The sequence below is a fragment of the Nocardiopsis chromatogenes YIM 90109 genome (genome assembly GCF_000341185.1).
Classification (GTDB): Bacteria; Actinomycetota; Actinomycetes; order Streptosporangiales; family Streptosporangiaceae; genus Nocardiopsis_A; species Nocardiopsis_A chromatogenes.
On the sequence record NZ_ANBH01000097.1, the window covers coordinates 1 to 14,151 of the forward strand.

Sequence of the window (14,151 nt, forward strand, 5' to 3'; positions counted from 1 at the left end):
CCGGCGACTGACGCCGGCGGCCGAACCGGGCGGGTGCCACCCGCCGACCATCCACCGATCCCCCAAGGACACCACCGACGATGACCTCCAAGAGCAGAACCCCCGCCATGCTCCTGCCCGCCGCCGCCCTGGCGGTCGGCACCGCCCTCGCCACGTGGCGGGTGCTCTACCGGCCTACAGAGGAGGTCCTCGCCGACTGGGCCGACCGGGGGCGCGCCTCGGGCGCCGACAGCATTGAGCCCACCTACCTGATCGGGCCCCTCCCCCTCTCCGATGGAGCGGTCACCGTGATCGGCGTGGGCGGCGCCGTGCTCGCGGCGGCCGCCCTCACCGTGCTGGCCGTCTTCACGGCGACCCGGCGCGTCGGCCCCCTCCACCTGGTCACGGCCCTGCTCCTGATGCCCCTGAGCGCCGTCGTCGGCGGCTGGTGGATGATGGCCACCTCCGTCTACAAGGACCGCGGCTACGACCCCGGCTTCCACCTCGCCTTCAATTCGGCCCCCTGGGTGGTCGCGGGCCTGGTGCTCCTGCCCGCACCGGTCGTCACCCTCGTCATCGCGGGGGTGATGGAGCGGAAACGGGTGAGGGGTCAGGCGCAGGCGCATGCGCACGCGCAGTGGCAGGCGTGAGGCCTCAGCCCTCCGCGCTGCCGATCCTCGGGAACGGGTCGGTGGAGAAGACCACCTCCACCGGCACCTCGAAGTACCGTGCGATCCGCATGGCCAGGTAGAGGCTGGGGCTGTACTCGCCCCGCTCCAGGTAGCCGACCGTCTGGTAGTGCACACCGAGGGCCTCGGCCAGCGCGCGGCGCGAGATCCCCCGCTCCGCGCGCAGCACGGCGATGCGGTTGTAGATCGGCTCCGCCTGCGCCCCGGCCTTCGACCGGTTGGACACTGCACCACTAGACACGCTGCATCGCCTTCTGCCGTGCCTTCTCCACGTTCGCCCCGGAGACCCGGCGGGCCGTCCTCCGCAGCAGCCACGGCGCCAGCACCAGCCCGAGCACCGCCCACGCGCCCAGCGCGCCCATGGTCTCCAGGTGCCGCCAGGACTCGCCGATCTCCGCGCTGAGCATACTGTCGGGCAGGACCGCCGACCGCAGGCCCAGCCCGACCCAATAGACGGGGAACGCCTGGGCGATCCACTGCAGCCATTCCGGCAGCGCCGTGATCGGGAAGAAGATGCCGGAGATCCCGGTGAGGGCGAAGATCGGGACGGCGCCGACGGCGTTGACCAGGCGGGGGTTGTCGAACAGGGAGCCCAGGACGGCCCCGAACGGGATCGTGGCGACCATGCCGAGCAGGAGCACGCCGAGCAGCAGCGGCCACCCCCTCGCCAGCCCCGCGGCGAGCCCGTCGAAGAGGAACAGCCCGGGGAGCACCAGAAGGGCCACGGTGGTCAGGACCAGCGCCGCCGCGTAGACGATCTTGCCGATCAGGTAGACCGTGATCCCGTCGGGCAGCGCCTTGGCGCGCAGCAGAGTGCCGTCCTCCCGTTCGGTGGCCAGCACCATCGCGGTCGCGACGACCCCGGTGAATACGACGGACAGGCCGAGAACGCCCGGCAGGGCGGCCGTGGCGGCGTCGACACTGGTCCCCTCGACGGCTCTGCCGCGCATGAACGACAGTCCGACGCAGAACGCCGCGACGAACGCCACGGTGCCGAGCATCTCCTGGACGCTGCGCAGGGAGGCCATGAGCGCCAGCCCGCCCGATGCCCAGCCCTGCCGAAGGAGGTGTGCCGTCCTGTTCATCTCCCGATCCCCTCCAGCGCCGCCGCGGCCTCGGCCGTCCGTCCCGACTCGTGCCGGGCCACCATCTCCATGTAGGCGTCCTCCAGACTGGCCCGCTGCACCTCCAGGCCGGTGACCGCGTCGCCGTGCTGCTCCAGCAGCTCCCGCACGAACGCGGTGCCGTCGGGAGCGGCGTGCACGAACCGCTGCCCGTCCTGGGTCCAGCGCACCTCGCTGCCGGTGCCGACCCGGCGCGCCAGCTCTTCCGCGCTGCCCTCGGCGACGATCCGCCCGTCGGCCAGGATGAGGATGCGGTCGGCCAGCTTCTCGGCCTCGTCCAGGTCGTGAGTGGTCAGCAGGACCGTGGTGCCCTCCTCGTCGGCGAGCCGGTGCACCAGGTCGTGGAAGTCGCGCCGGGCCAAAGGGTCGAACCCGGCCGTGGGCTCGTCCAGGAACAGCAGCTCGGGGCGGCCGACGATGCCCACGGCCACGTCCAGCCGCCGCCGCTCCCCGCCGGACAGCGAGGACACCTTCGCCCGCGCGTGGCCGGACAGCCCCACCGTCTCCAGCAGCGCGTCCACATCTCGGGGGCGGGGCCGGTCGGCGGTGGAGAAGGGCGCGTAGTGCGCGGCGAAGTGCGCGAGCATCTCGCGCACCCGCCAGTTGCCGTGGTCGCGCCAGGACTGCAGGACGACCCCGAGCCGGGCCCGCCACGATTCGCCGCCGACGGCCGGGTCGGCGCCGAGCACCGAGACCTCGCCCGCCGAGCGCATGCGGAAGCCCTCCAGGATCTCGATTGTGGTGGTCTTGCCCGCGCCATTTGGGCCGAGGAGGACGATGACCTCGCCCGGTGCCGCTGTCAGGTCCACGTCTTTGAGCACGTCGTCGTCGCCGTAGCGCATGCGGAGCCCGCGCGCCTCGATGGCGGGGCCCGCGTTCGTGAGGGCCGCCGCCACCGGTGCGGCGCCGTCGTCGGTGAGAGCCATGGGGGGCACTGCCTTTCATCCAAGGTCTGCTCTTAGAGATAGTACATGTACTACATACCTTCGCAAGGGTGCTGTTCGGTCGCGGACATCGCCGCGGATTCCTCCGGCGGCCGCGGCCGATGCGCACGATCCGCACAGAGGCCGGTGTGCCGGTGGCCGGATCAGCGGAGGAGCGGGGGCCGATCACACCGCGTCCGGACGCGGTGACAGAATCACCCGACCGGTTCGCCTCCCGCACAGCGACGTGAAGGGACGCCCCTGTGTCCGACGGTTCCGCCCCCTCCCCACCGAATCCGCAGGCGCCCGACCCGGTGGACGTCGGCCCCCCGGCGCCCGGCGCGGCGGCCGACGGTCCGGCGGCGCCGGAAGGCGCGCGGGACGGCGCGTCGAATGGGCCCCGGCACGCCAAGCGCGACTTCCGGCTCTTCCTCTCCTCCCACGTCAGCAACGAGCTCGGCGGCGCGGTCACCGAGGTGGCGCTTCCGCTGACCGCGGTGGTCCTGCTCGGTGCCACGCCGATGCAGGTGGGCGTGCTCGCCGCCGCCGATCAGGCCGCGTTCCTGCTGCTGGGCCTGCCCGCCGGGGCCTGGGTGGACCGGATGCGGAGCCGCACCGTGATGATGGCGGCCGACGCCGCGCGCGTGCTGCTGCTCGCCTCGGTCCCCGTCGCCTACCTGCTCGGCGTGCTGGACATGGCGGTGCTGGTCGCCGTCGCGCTGCTGCTCGGCTGCGCCCGGCTGTTCGCGGACGTCGCCGACCACACCTACCTGCCCAGCCTGGTCGGCCCGGACCGGCTGGTGCAGGGCAACTCCCGGCTGGAGGCGGTGCGCTCGGCCTCCGGCTTCGCCGGTCCGGGCATCGCCGGGACGGCGGTACAGGTGTTCGGCGCCGCCGGGACCCTGGGGGCCAACGCGCTGACGTCGCTGGCCTCGCTGCTGTTCCTGGGGGCGATCCGCACCCGCGAGCCCGACCCCGCCCCGGTGGGCCGGACGGGCCTGGCCGGGCAGATCCGCGAGGGGGTGGCCTTCCTGCTCGGCCACCGGCTGCTGCGGCTGATCGTGCTGGAGACGGCGCTGATCAACCTCTTCATGAGCGCCATCTTCGCCATCGAGGTGCTCTTCCTGACCCGCACCGTGGGCCTGCCCCCGGCGGTGGTCGGCTGGATGATGGCGGGGGCCACCCTGGGCGCGCTGGTCGGGGCGGGGGTGACGGGCCGCCTGGCGGCCGCCGTGGGACAGGCCCGGCTGATCTGGCTGTCCGCGCTGGTGACGATGCCCTTCGGGCTGCTGCTGCCGCTGGCCGCGCCGGACTGGCGGGCGGGGGTGTACGTGCTGGCCTCGGCGGTGCTGGCGGCGGGGACCGTCTGCTACAACATCTGCCAGATCGCCTACCGGCAGCGGGAGTGCCCGCCGGAGCTGCTCGGGCGGATGACCGCCACGGTCCGCACCATCGTGTGGGGTGTGATCCCGGTCAGCGCCCTGATGGGCGGTGCGGTGGCCGACCTGGTCGGGGTGCGGGAGGCGGTCGCGGTGTTCGCGGTGGCGATGGCGCTGTGCCCGCTGGTGCTGGTGTTCTCCCCGCTGCGCCGGATGCGCGGGTTCGACGACGGGGAGCAGGGGGCCGCCCCCGAACCCGAAGCGGGCCCGGGGGCCGGTGCGGGGGCCGATCCGAATGGCGGCCCGGACGCCGACCCGGATGGCGGCCCGGACGCCGTGCGGCCACCGACGCCCTGACGGGGCGGAGGCGGTACGGCGGGTGCGCCCCGGAGGTCACTCCTTGCCGGTGATGGCGGCGAGGGTGCGGGTGATGACGTCGGCGGCCGCCTTTTTGTCCACACCGCTGCCGGACAGCGGGCCGTTCCCGTCCTCCTGCTCCAGCAGGGCGAGCAGGATGTGCTCGGTTCCGATGTGGTTGTGGCCCGGGCGCAGCGCCTCCCGGAAGGCCGGTTCGAGGGCCGTGCGGGCGTCGGCGTCGTAGGGCACGACCGCGGGGACCTCGTCGGCGGCGGGCGGCAGCGCCTCCTCGGCGGCCCGGCGCAGGGCGCCGGTGTCCGCACCCTGGTCGACGATGCCCTTGACGGCGATGGCCTCGTCGTCCGCGAGCAGCCCCAGCACCAGGTGGGCGGGGGCGACCTCGCCGTTCCGCGACGATTCGGGGCAGGAGTGCGGTCGGCCGGAGACCGCGGCCTGGGCGGCGCCGCGGGGCGGGCTGCGGGGCCGGACGGCTTGCCGGGACGCAAGACGGTGCTGACAGCCGACGGCAAGGCCCCGGCAAGCGGGAGGGGGCATCGTGAGGTCATCGGCGCACGCGGCCCCTCCGGCGGATACCGGACGGGCCGCCCCACACGGAGGAGGGAACCCCATGGGAACCACCACGCTGAACGACGCGGCCACCGGGGACGCGGCCACCGGAGGCGCGGCCCCCGGCACGGAGGACGGGCAGGAGGTCCGGGACGCCCGGGACGCGGCCGTCCCCGCGCCGCCCGACGTGCCCCCGCCCGGCCCGGAGTTCGGCTGGGAGTCGGCCGGCCTCGACCTGGACGCCTACCTGGAGCGCATCGGCCACACCGGCCCCGTCCGCGCCGACCTGCCCACACTCCGGGCGCTGGTCCGCGCGCACACCGAGAACCTCCCCTTCGAGAACCTCGACGTGCTGCTCCGCGGCGGCGTCTCCCTGGCGATCGGCGACCTGCAGGACAAGCTGGTGCGGCGCAGGCGCGGCGGCTACTGCCACGAACTCAACGGCCTGCTCGCCACGGTGCTGGACCACGTCGGATTCACGGTGACCGCCCTCAGCGCCCGGATGCTGTTCGGGGCGGACGCGGCCACGCTCCGGCCGGTCGGCCACACCCTGCTCCGCGTCGACGTCCCGGGCGAGGGCTCCTGGATCGTCGACACCGGGGTCGGCGGCTGGGGCCCGTCCGCGCCGCTGCCGCTCCGGAACGGGGCCCAGGTGCGGGCCGGTGACTGGCTCTACCGCCTGGACCGGACGCCGCGCGGGTGGATGGTGCGGCTGCTGCGGCACGACGGCTGGTTCAACGTCCACCTGTTCACGCTGGAGCCGTACTTCCGCCCCGACATGGCCGACTTCGACTACATCGCCTCGCACCACCCGCGCTCCCCGTTCGTCCGGATGATCTCGGTGCAGCGCAACGGCGCCTCCGAGCGGGTGGTCCTGACCGACCTCCGCCTGGAGACGCACCGCCCGGACCGCGCCCCCGAGGTGCGCACCCTCGCCCCCGAGGACCTGCCCGGCGTCCTGCGCGGGGTCTTCGGCCTGCACCTGCCGACCGAGGACGAGCAGGCACTCGTCCGCTTCGCCGCCCAGGCCCCCGAGGGACAGGAGGTCGACTGACCCGGCCCGGCCGGGAGGCGGCCCCCACCACGGGGGCGGGGACCGCCTCCCGGCCGCGTCCAGATGCTGCGCGCCTCCCGCTGCCCGGCCCGGGCCCTGGGGCGGGGTCAGGGCTGCATCCGGTCGCCCCATTCGACGGCCTCGCCCATCACCGCCGTGGTGGTCGCTCCGTCCAGGGACTCGCGGATGATGTCGGCGTGGCCGCAGTGCTGTGCGGTCTCGCGGATCAGGTGCAGCAGGATCCGCCGCGCCGACCACGACGCGTCCTTCGGGAACCACGGGGCTTCGGGCAGCTCGGCCGGGTGGTCCAGGGAGGGCAGCGCGGCCACCGCCCTTTCCGTCTCCGCCTCCACCTCGGCGGACAGGGCGAGGACCCCATCCAGCGTCTCGTCCCCGACCAGGCGGAAGTCGTCGCCCCAGGAGCCCTCGCGGCCGGGGTCGTTCTCCGTGCGGCCGTTCATGATGGCGATCCAGCCCCGCTCGGTGCGGGCGACGTGCTTGATCAGACCGGCGAGCGTCAGCTCGCCGGCGGTGGTGCGGCGCGCGGCCTGCTCGTCGTCGAGGCCCCGGACGGTCAGCCGGAGGAAGCGGCGCTGCTCGCGCAGGATCTCCAGGACCTCGTCGCGCTCGGTCTTCGCCGCGCTCTCGCTCGCGGGGGAAGCGGTGTTCTTCGGCATGGGAGCCGCCTTTCACGGGACGTGTCCGGGTCCGTCGCCGCGGGGGCGGCCCGACCGTCGGCCGGGTACGGCCCCCGCGGTGACGTCTCCGACGCTACGGACGAATGCGGACGGCATCGGTCCGTGATCGCACGTCCGGGACGAACGGACCGCGAAGTCCGGAGGAAGGGGCCGAAACGGGGGCGCCGGAAGCCGTTCCCCGCGCACCATGACCGGCACGCGGTCCGGGCTTGACCACCCGATGGCGTCCCCCTGCCTAGATTCGCTGAATGGGTCCCGGACGCATGGGGGTGCGCAGGGCGTGATGGCATCGGCTGCGGGATCGGTCGTCCACCTGGTCCGGCTGTCGGCGGTCGCCGGACTGCTCGTCGCGGCGATGGTGCTGGTGACGGTCGGCGGCGGGGCCGTCGTGGCGCGGGACGCGGTCCGGTCCGCGCTGCGGATGCCCGAGGCGTTCGACCCCTCCGCGATGGTCCAGCAGTCGGTGCTGCTCGACGCCGACGGCCGGGAGTTCGCCACGGTCCACGACCGCCGCCGCGAGGCGGTCCGGCTGGAGGAGATCGCCCCGGTGATGCGGGCCGCCGTCCTCGCGGTGGAGGACCGCCGGTTCTACGCGCACTCCGGCCTCGACCTCCGCGCGGTGTTCCGGGCCGCGCTGGCCACCCTGGAGGGCCGCACCCAGGGCGGCTCCACCATCACCCAGCAGTACGTCAAGAACGTGCTGGTGGAGGCGGCCGACACCCCGGAGCAGGCCGAGCGCGCCACGGAGACGACCCTGGCGCGCAAGATCCGGGAGCTGAGGTACGCCCTGGGCGTGGAGGCGGCCCTGTCCAAGGACCGCATCCTGGAGGGCTACCTCAACATCTCCTACTTCGGCAACGGCGCCTACGGGGTGCAGGCCGCCGCGCAGCGCTACTTCGGAGTGGACGCCGCCGACCTGTCGGCGGTACAGGCGGCCACCCTCGCCGGGCTGGTCAAGGGGCCGTCGGTGTACGACCCGGTGGAGCACCCCGAGCAGGCCCTGGACCGGCGGGCCACCGTGCTGTCCGGGATGGCCGAGGTCGGGGTGCTGACCGAGGAGGAGGCGCGGCGCGCCGCCGACTCCCCCCTCGGGCTGGACATGACTCCCCTCGGGGGCGGGTGCTACGAGAGCGACCACCCCTACTTCTGCACCTATGTGCTCTCCTGGATCGAGAACGACCCCCGGTTCGGGGCCGACGCCGAGGAGCGCGCCCGCTGGGTGCGCCGCGCCGGGCTGAGGATCCGCACCACCCTCGACCCCGGCGCCCAGCGGGCGGCCCAGCGCGCGGTCGACCGCCACGTCCCCCGCGGGGCCGACGCCGGGAAGGTCGCCGTCCAGGCCATGGTCGAACCCGGCACCGGGGACGTGGTGGCCATGGCGCAGAACCGCGAGTACGGCTTCGACGGGCAGGACCCGGACCAGACCTCCATCAACTTCGCCGTGGACGCCGGGCACGGCGGAGGGACCGGCTTCCAGGCGGGTTCGGTGTTCAAGGCCTACACCGTGGCCGCCGCCCTGGAGGAGCGCATGGGCGTGGGCACCTCCTTCGAGGCGCCCGACACCCTGACCGTGAAGGGGCAGCGCACCTGCTCGGGGAAGCGGCTCGGCCCCTGGAAGGTGCGCAACGCGGGGGACAGCGACGCGGGGCGGCAGAGCATGGTGGAGGGCACCAAGCACTCCTCCAACACCTACTTCGCGCAGCTGCAGAAGCGGGTCGGGCTGTGCGACACCGTCCGCATGGCCGAGCGCCTGGGCGCCAAGCGCGCGGACGGCGCACCGTTCGGCCAGTGGAACTCCTTCACCCTGGGGGACCAGGAGGTCGCCCCGCTGGACGTCGCGGCGTCCTACGCCACCCTCGCCGCGCGCGGGGTCCGCTGCGAGCCGCGCCCCGTCTCGGCGATCACGCCCCCCGACGGGAAGCGGCGCGCGGTCGAGGCGCTGTGCGAGCGCGCGCTGGAGCCCGCGACCGCCGACGCCGTCAACGACGTGCTCCGCGCCCCGCTCACCGACGGCGGGACCGCTCAGGGGCTGGGGCCGGGGCGCCCGGCGGCGGGCAAGACCGGCACCACCGACGGGTCGGCCGCCGCCTGGTTCGCGGGGCACACCCCCGATCTGGCCTCGGCCGTCGCGGTGGGGGACCCGCGCGGCGGCGCCCGCCACCCGCTGCGGGGGGTGTCCATCGGGGGCCGGTACCACGCGGTGGTCTACGGCGCCACGCTTCCGGGGCCGATCTGGCGGGACGGTGTGCGCGGCGCCCTGGAGGGGACGGAGGCGAGCGCCTTCCCCGAGCCGCGGCCGTCGGCGCTGCGGCCCGGGTTCGCGGCGGGGGCGCCCTCCCGGCCGGAGGCGTCCGTCCCCGACGTGCGGGGCCGCACCTTCGCGGAGGCGGAGAAGGCGCTGGAGGACGCCGGGTACCGGGTCCGCGAGGGCGGGGTGCGCGTGCCCTCGGACCAGGAGGAGGGGGTCGTCGCCTCGACCAACCCGTCCGCCGGGACACCGCTCCCGGAGGGCGCGGTGGTGAACGTCTTCCGCGCCCGGGGGTGAGGCGGGCGCCGAATGCGGGACGGCCGCGGGCGTTCGCACCGGGGGCGGACGGCGGTGCCGCCCGGTGGTTCGCCGAAAAAGGGCCGAAGGTTCCCCGGTTTCGACGGGCACATCGGACATTCTCGGCGAATGCCGTCGCATTCCGTGGATGGTGTCGGCGGTGGGGAAAGGTCGCCGCAACGGGGGCGCTAAGGGTTTCGCCCGGTGGGCGGCGGCCCGGGTGTTCGGCGGTCCGGGGGTCCCTCGCGCCCTGCCGGAGCAGGGACGCGGCCTCCTCGCGCCCGGTGTGCTTTCCCGGGACGTTCCACCACTTTCACCTCGATCGACGGCGTTGCGGCACAAACGAGAACGGACCGTGTGAGGTGTGCGGATCGCCGGGGAATCCGCCGTGGATACGCGGATTCGCGAATGCGCGCCGTGGTAGCGTGATCTCCACCGGTTCGGATGGTAATGGAGTCCGATCGGAAGTGATGTCTGCGGAGCCGATATCCGCCCGATGGGCGTTCCTCCGTCCCCCGCCGTCGGCCCGTGCCGCCACGGCGGGCGGCGCGAATGGAGGACGCACAGGGCCCGGCCCGTGAGGGAAGGGCCTCCCGTGTCCCGGCTCCGTTCCGGCCGGTCGAGACGCCGTGTCGTGAGGACGGGCCCCGAGGAGGGGTCGTATGGCCGTTGTCCCCCTGCAGTACCGATTCGATGGCCCCCCGGAGGGCCCCGTCGTCCTGCTCCTGCCCCCCATCGGCGCCAAATGGACCGTGTGGGAGCCGCAGATGCCCGAGCTCACCCGCTCCCTGCGCGTGCTGCGCGTCAACCACCGGGGCCACGGCGCCAGCCCCGCCCCGTCCGGGGGCGCTACCGTCGACGACCTGGGTGCGGACGTGTCCGCCCTGCTGGACGGGCTGGGCCTGGGCCCGGTGCGGGTGGTCGGGGCGGGGATGGGCGGCGCAGCGGTGGCCACCTGGCTGGCGGTCCGCCACCCGGAGCGGGTGCACCGGCTCGCCTACGTGGCCGGGGCGGCCCGGCTGCCGCGGGCGGGGGAGTGGCGGAACATGGCGGCCAGGGCGCGCGCCGAGGGCATGGCCGCGGTCCGCGCCGAGGCCACGCTGTCCTGGTTCACCCCCGGCTTCGCCGAGGAGCGCCCGGACGTGGTGCGCCGGATGGGCGAGGAGCTGGCCGGGGTGGACCCGCCCGGTTTCGCCGCCTGCTGGGAGGCGGTCGCCGGGGCCGACCAGTTCCCCGACATCGCCCGCATCCGCGCACCCGCCCTGGTGGTGTCCGGCGCGCACGACACGATGCTCCCGCCGGGGCACGGCCGCCGCCTGGCCGCCGGTATCCCCGGCGCCCGCTTCGAGCAGGTGCGCGGCGCCGCCCACCTGGCCGGGGTCGAACGCCCCGACCGGGTGAACGAACTGCTGCTGGCCCACGTGGCGGACTGACCGCGCGGGCCCGTCCGCCGAGAGCCGTCCCCGTCGGCCGGAGGCGGCGCCGGGCCGCGCCGCGCGGGGCGCGCCGCGGTTCCGGACCCTCCGCGGGTATCATCGCCTGGTGGCGGTGGGGCCCGCCGCCCCGCGCGGTGCGCGGGGGAACCGCGGTGATCCGCCGCCAACGGTCCCTGTCAGCGACGGCCCCTGGAGGGGCGTACCACGACTGCTGATGGGAGACGTCCATGTCCACCGGACCCGGGCGCACCGGGGCCACCGCCGCGCAGGCGGACGCGCCCGTCGACCCCGACGTCGACCTGCGCTCGCCGGGCCAGGTGCGCGAGCTGGCCCGCCGCCCCTGGGCGGTGATCGGCGCGATCGCCGCGGGCGGCGCGATCGGTGCCACCGCCCGGCACGCCGCCGACGTCCTGCTGCCGCACGGCCCCGGCCAGCTCCCGCTGTCCACGCTGCTGGTCAACGTCTCCGGGGCACTGCTGATCGGCGCCCTCATGGTCGCGGTCGAGGCCCGCCCCGGGGCGCGTCTGATGCGGCCCTTCCTGGGCACCGGCGTGCTCGGCGGCTACACCACCTTCAGCACCCACGTGGTCGACGTGCAGCACCTGTTGGAGGCCGGGCGCCCCGGATGGGCGCTGCTCTACCTGGGCGGCACCCTGTTCGGCGCGCTGGCCGCGGTGGGGATCGGCGTCGCGGCGGCCGAGGCGGCCGTGCGCGCGGCGCGCGGCAGGGGCGGGGAGCACGGCCGGAAGGAGCCGCGATGACCTGGCTGATGGTCGCCCTGGGCGCCGCCGTGGGCGCCCCGCTGCGCTACCTGGCCGACCGCTTCGTGCAGGCCCGCCACGACTCGGTGTTCCCCTGGGGCACCCACGCCGCCAACGCCACCGCCTGCCTGCTGCTGGGCTTCACCGCCGCGCTGGCCCTGCCCCCGGCGGTGGCCGCGTTCGCCGGGACCGGCCTGCTGGGGGCGCTGTCCACCTACTCCACGTTCGGGTACGAGACCTACCGGCTGGCCCGCACCGGCGCCCGCTTCCTGGCCTTCGCCAACGCGGCGGCGTCGATCGCGGCCGGGCTGGGCGCGGCCCTCATCGGCGCCGCCATCGCCCGCTCGATCACCGGCTGACCGCCCGGGGCCGGATTCCGGGGCGGCGGGGCCGGTGCCGTAGGGGACCCGCCGGTCAGGCCGCCTGGACGGCCTCGGGCTCCCGGGCCGGGGAGGGGCGGCGGCCCCAGAACTGCAGGCCCACCAGCACCGCGGTCATCGCCATGCCGATCAGGTCGGTGACCGTGCCGGGCATGAACACCAGCACGGCCGCGGCCACCAGCAGCAGGCGCTCGACCAGCACCGTGCGCCGCAACAGGAAGCCCTCCAGCGCCATCGCGGCCGCCACCAGCCCCACCATGCCGCTCGCCACGGAGAAGACGATCTCCCCCAGGGTGCCGTTCAGCATGATCGACGAGTAGGCCATCAGGAGCGGGATCAGGTACAGCCCCTTGGCGAACTTCCACGCCGCCAGGCCGGTGCGGGTCGGCGAGGCCCCGGCGATGCCCGAGGCCGAGAAGGCCGCCAGCGCCACCGGCGGGGTGACGTTGGAGTCCTGGCTGTACCAGTAGACGATCATGTGCGCCACGATCAGCGGCAGGCCCAGCGTCTCCAGCGCCGGACCGGCCAGCACGATCAGCACGATGTAGGCGGCGGTCACCGGCAGGCCCAGCCCCAGCACCAGGGAGGCCAGCGCCACCAGCACCAGGGTGAGCAGCAGGCTGCCCGCGGCCGCGTCGATGATCAGCCCGGACAGCTTCAGGCCCAGCGCCGTCTGGCCCACCACGCCCACGATGATCCCGGCGACGCCGGTGGCCACCGAGACCGGCAGCACGTTGCGGGCGGTCAGCGCGAACACCTCGGCGATGCCCGGCAGCGTCAGGCGGCTGGTGCTGCGCAGCATCGCCACCACGAACAGCGCCGCGATGGCGTACACGCCCGCGCGCAGCGGCGGGACGTAGGCCAGCAGCAGGGTGACCAGCAGCAGCAGCGGCGCCAGGAAGTGCCACCCGGCGGCCAGGGTGGTGCGCAGCCGGGGGAGCTGCGCGGACGGCATCCCGCCGATCCCGTTCTTGCGCGCCAGGATGTCCACGAACAGGAAGACCACCGCGAAGTACATCAGCGCGGGGATGATGGCGACCTTCACGATGTCGGCGTAGGGCACGCCCATCATCTCGGCCATCACGAACGCCCCGGCGCCCATCACCGGGGGCAGGAGCTGCCCGCCGGTGGAGGCGGCGGCCTCCACCCCGGCGGCCTCGTGCTTCTTGTAGCCGACCCGTTTCATCATCGGGATGGTGAAGGCGCCGGTGGTGACCGTGTTGGCGATCGCGCTGCCGGTGATCGACCCCATCATGGCGCTCCCGACCACCGCGCCCTTGGCCGGGCCGCCCGCGTACCGGCCGGTGAGCGCGTAGGCCAGGCCGATGAAGAAGTCGCCGCCGCCGGTCTTCTGCAGCAGCGCCCCGAAGAAGATGAAGGCGAAGACGAACGTGGCCGCGACGCCGAGGGGGACCCCGAAGACGCCGTCGTCGGACAGGTAGCTGTAGGTGGCGATCCGCTGGTACAGCTGCCCACTGTGCGAGAACGGGCCGGGGATCAGCGGCCCGATCCAGGCGTAGACGAGGAAGGCCAGGCCCAGGAACGCCATGAACGGGCCGATGGCGCGGCGGCAGGCCTCCAGCAGCAGGAGCAGGGCGACGACCGACACCAGCACGTCGGCCCCGGTGGGGACGCCGCCCGCGCGCAGCACGAGCGCCTCGCGGTTGACGACCGGGTAGAGGGTGACCGCCACCGCGGCGGCCACCAGGAGCAGGTCCACCGCGGCCATCGGGGTGCTGCGCGCCCAGCGGAACCGGGCGGCGGGCTTGAGCAGGAAGACCAGGACCAGCACGAACATCAGGTGGAGCACGCGCTGGACGTAGATGTCCATGCCGATGAAGAGCGCGGTGTAGCCCTGGAAGAGGCCGAAGGCGACGGCGATGGCGAGCGTGGCGGCGCCGACGGCGCGCCCGGCCCGCTCCTGGCCCCAGCGCTCGGCCGCCATGCGCCGCCACAGCGGCCCGGAGCCCTCCTCGTCCTCGGTACTGGGGAGGCGGCGGCCGTCGTCGGGCTCGGGGGGGAGGTCCCCGGACGCCACGGCGGCTCCGGCGCGCCCGGGCTCGTCGGGCCGTCCGGGCTGGTCGTCAGGGGCGTCGCCACCGGGGGCGCCCATGCGGCGGTCGTTCATCGGGCTGTCTCGCTCTTCTGCGGTCGGGGGGAGGGGGAGGCGCGTTCCGCGCGGGGGCGGTGGGGCGCGCCTCCCCACCGGGGGTTCCCGCGGGCCCGTGCCGCCGCGCCCGCCGGTGCGGCGGGGGGGGG

Annotated in this window: 13 protein-coding genes; 7 read left to right on the top strand and 6 right to left on the bottom strand. The window is 74.8% G+C overall.

Annotation, left to right across the window (positions count from 1 at the left end):
* Window positions 1-80: 80 nt before the first annotated feature.
* On the top strand, window positions 81-629 hold the full coding sequence (locus D476_RS32680) for a hypothetical protein (RefSeq protein WP_017623721.1): 549 nt from the start codon (window positions 81-83) through the stop codon (window positions 627-629).
* Between the two features lie 4 nt (window positions 630-633).
* Here the strand turns inward: D476_RS32680 and D476_RS0109530 are convergent, their stop codons facing one another.
* The 3 genes from D476_RS0109530 to D476_RS0109540 are packed head-to-tail and all read right to left on the bottom strand — an operon-like array spanning window position 634 to window position 2,718.
* Window positions 634-894 carry a helix-turn-helix transcriptional regulator gene (locus tag D476_RS0109530; RefSeq protein WP_017623722.1) on the bottom strand — a complete coding sequence of 87 codons (261 nt, stop codon included), beginning with the start codon at window positions 892-894 and terminating at the stop codon, window positions 634-636.
* Window positions 895-901: 7 nt separating this feature from the next.
* Window positions 902-1,753: an ABC transporter permease gene (locus tag D476_RS0109535; RefSeq protein ID WP_017623723.1), complete on the bottom strand. Its 852-nt coding sequence runs from the start codon at window positions 1,751-1,753 to the stop codon at window positions 902-904.
* On the bottom strand, window positions 1,750-2,718 hold the full coding sequence (locus D476_RS0109540) for an ABC transporter ATP-binding protein (RefSeq protein ID WP_017623724.1): 969 nt from the start codon (window positions 2,716-2,718) through the stop codon (window positions 1,750-1,752). The genes D476_RS0109535 and D476_RS0109540 overlap by 4 nt, the downstream gene beginning before the upstream one ends.
* A gap of 260 nt (window positions 2,719-2,978) precedes the next feature.
* Between D476_RS0109540 and D476_RS0109545 the strand changes: the two genes are divergently transcribed.
* Window positions 2,979-4,451 carry an MFS transporter gene (locus tag D476_RS0109545; RefSeq protein ID WP_020380445.1) on the top strand — a complete coding sequence of 491 codons (1,473 nt, stop codon included), beginning with the start codon at window positions 2,979-2,981 and terminating at the stop codon, window positions 4,449-4,451.
* Window positions 4,452-4,487: 36 nt separating this feature from the next.
* Here the strand turns inward: D476_RS0109545 and D476_RS36180 are convergent, their stop codons facing one another.
* On the bottom strand, window positions 4,488-5,006 hold the full coding sequence (locus tag D476_RS36180; RefSeq protein ID WP_239648650.1) for a Clp protease N-terminal domain-containing protein: 519 nt from the start codon (window positions 5,004-5,006) through the stop codon (window positions 4,488-4,490).
* A gap of 73 nt (window positions 5,007-5,079) precedes the next feature.
* Here D476_RS36180 and D476_RS0109555 point away from each other — a divergent pair, with 73 nt between their 5' ends.
* Window positions 5,080-6,072 (top strand): arylamine N-acetyltransferase family protein, encoded by a 993-nt coding sequence (locus tag D476_RS0109555; RefSeq protein WP_017623727.1) that lies wholly within the window; start codon window positions 5,080-5,082, stop codon window positions 6,070-6,072.
* 107 nt (window positions 6,073-6,179) lie between these two features.
* Here the strand turns inward: D476_RS0109555 and D476_RS0109560 are convergent, their stop codons facing one another.
* Window positions 6,180-6,749 carry a DinB family protein gene (locus D476_RS0109560; RefSeq protein WP_017623728.1) on the bottom strand — a complete coding sequence of 190 codons (570 nt, stop codon included), beginning with the start codon at window positions 6,747-6,749 and terminating at the stop codon, window positions 6,180-6,182.
* Between the two features lie 304 nt (window positions 6,750-7,053).
* Here D476_RS0109560 and D476_RS32690 point away from each other — a divergent pair, with 304 nt between their 5' ends.
* The 4 genes from D476_RS32690 to D476_RS0109580 all read left to right on the top strand — a co-directional run bounded on the left by D476_RS32690 (window position 7,054) and on the right by D476_RS0109580 (window position 11,871).
* A complete protein-coding gene (locus D476_RS32690) occupies window positions 7,054-9,315 on the top strand; it encodes a penicillin-binding protein (RefSeq protein WP_086002623.1) in 2,262 nt (753 codons plus the stop codon).
* A gap of 662 nt (window positions 9,316-9,977) precedes the next feature.
* The gene (locus D476_RS0109570; RefSeq protein ID WP_017623729.1) at window positions 9,978-10,748 is read left to right on the top strand and encodes an alpha/beta fold hydrolase; all 771 of its coding nucleotides are present in this window, start codon (window positions 9,978-9,980) and stop codon (window positions 10,746-10,748) included.
* 230 nt (window positions 10,749-10,978) lie between these two features.
* Window positions 10,979-11,512 carry a FluC/FEX family fluoride channel gene (locus tag D476_RS32695; protein ID WP_017623730.1) on the top strand — a complete coding sequence of 178 codons (534 nt, stop codon included), beginning with the start codon at window positions 10,979-10,981 and terminating at the stop codon, window positions 11,510-11,512.
* Window positions 11,509-11,871: a fluoride efflux transporter FluC gene (locus tag D476_RS0109580; protein WP_017623731.1), complete on the top strand. Its 363-nt coding sequence runs from the start codon at window positions 11,509-11,511 to the stop codon at window positions 11,869-11,871. Before D476_RS32695 ends, D476_RS0109580 begins: the two co-directional genes overlap by 4 nt.
* A gap of 55 nt (window positions 11,872-11,926) precedes the next feature.
* Here the strand turns inward: D476_RS0109580 and D476_RS0109585 are convergent, their stop codons facing one another.
* Window positions 11,927-14,020: a TRAP transporter permease gene (locus tag D476_RS0109585; RefSeq protein ID WP_017623732.1), complete on the bottom strand. Its 2,094-nt coding sequence runs from the start codon at window positions 14,018-14,020 to the stop codon at window positions 11,927-11,929.
* Window positions 14,021-14,151 lie beyond the last annotated feature (131 nt).

Coding starts and splice junctions, on each gene's coding strand:
- D476_RS0109540 (WP_017623724.1), bottom strand. CDS start 2,718: ATGGCTCTCACCGACGACGGCGCCGCACCGGTGGCGGCGGCCCTCACG.
- D476_RS32690 (WP_086002623.1), top strand. CDS start 7,054: ATGGCATCGGCTGCGGGATCGGTCGTCCACCTGGTCCGGCTGTCGGCG.
- D476_RS32680 (WP_017623721.1), top strand. CDS start 81: ATGACCTCCAAGAGCAGAACCCCCGCCATGCTCCTGCCCGCCGCCGCC.
- D476_RS0109585 (WP_017623732.1), bottom strand. CDS start 14,020: ATGAACGACCGCCGCATGGGCGCCCCCGGTGGCGACGCCCCTGACGAC.
- D476_RS32695 (WP_017623730.1), top strand. CDS start 10,979: ATGTCCACCGGACCCGGGCGCACCGGGGCCACCGCCGCGCAGGCGGAC.
- D476_RS0109580 (WP_017623731.1), top strand. CDS start 11,509: ATGACCTGGCTGATGGTCGCCCTGGGCGCCGCCGTGGGCGCCCCGCTG.
- D476_RS0109570 (WP_017623729.1), top strand. CDS start 9,978: ATGGCCGTTGTCCCCCTGCAGTACCGATTCGATGGCCCCCCGGAGGGC.
- D476_RS36180 (WP_239648650.1), bottom strand. CDS start 5,006: ATGCCCCCTCCCGCTTGCCGGGGCCTTGCCGTCGGCTGTCAGCACCGT.
- D476_RS0109560 (WP_017623728.1), bottom strand. CDS start 6,749: ATGCCGAAGAACACCGCTTCCCCCGCGAGCGAGAGCGCGGCGAAGACC.
- D476_RS0109535 (WP_017623723.1), bottom strand. CDS start 1,753: ATGAACAGGACGGCACACCTCCTTCGGCAGGGCTGGGCATCGGGCGGG.
- D476_RS0109555 (WP_017623727.1), top strand. CDS start 5,080: ATGGGAACCACCACGCTGAACGACGCGGCCACCGGGGACGCGGCCACC.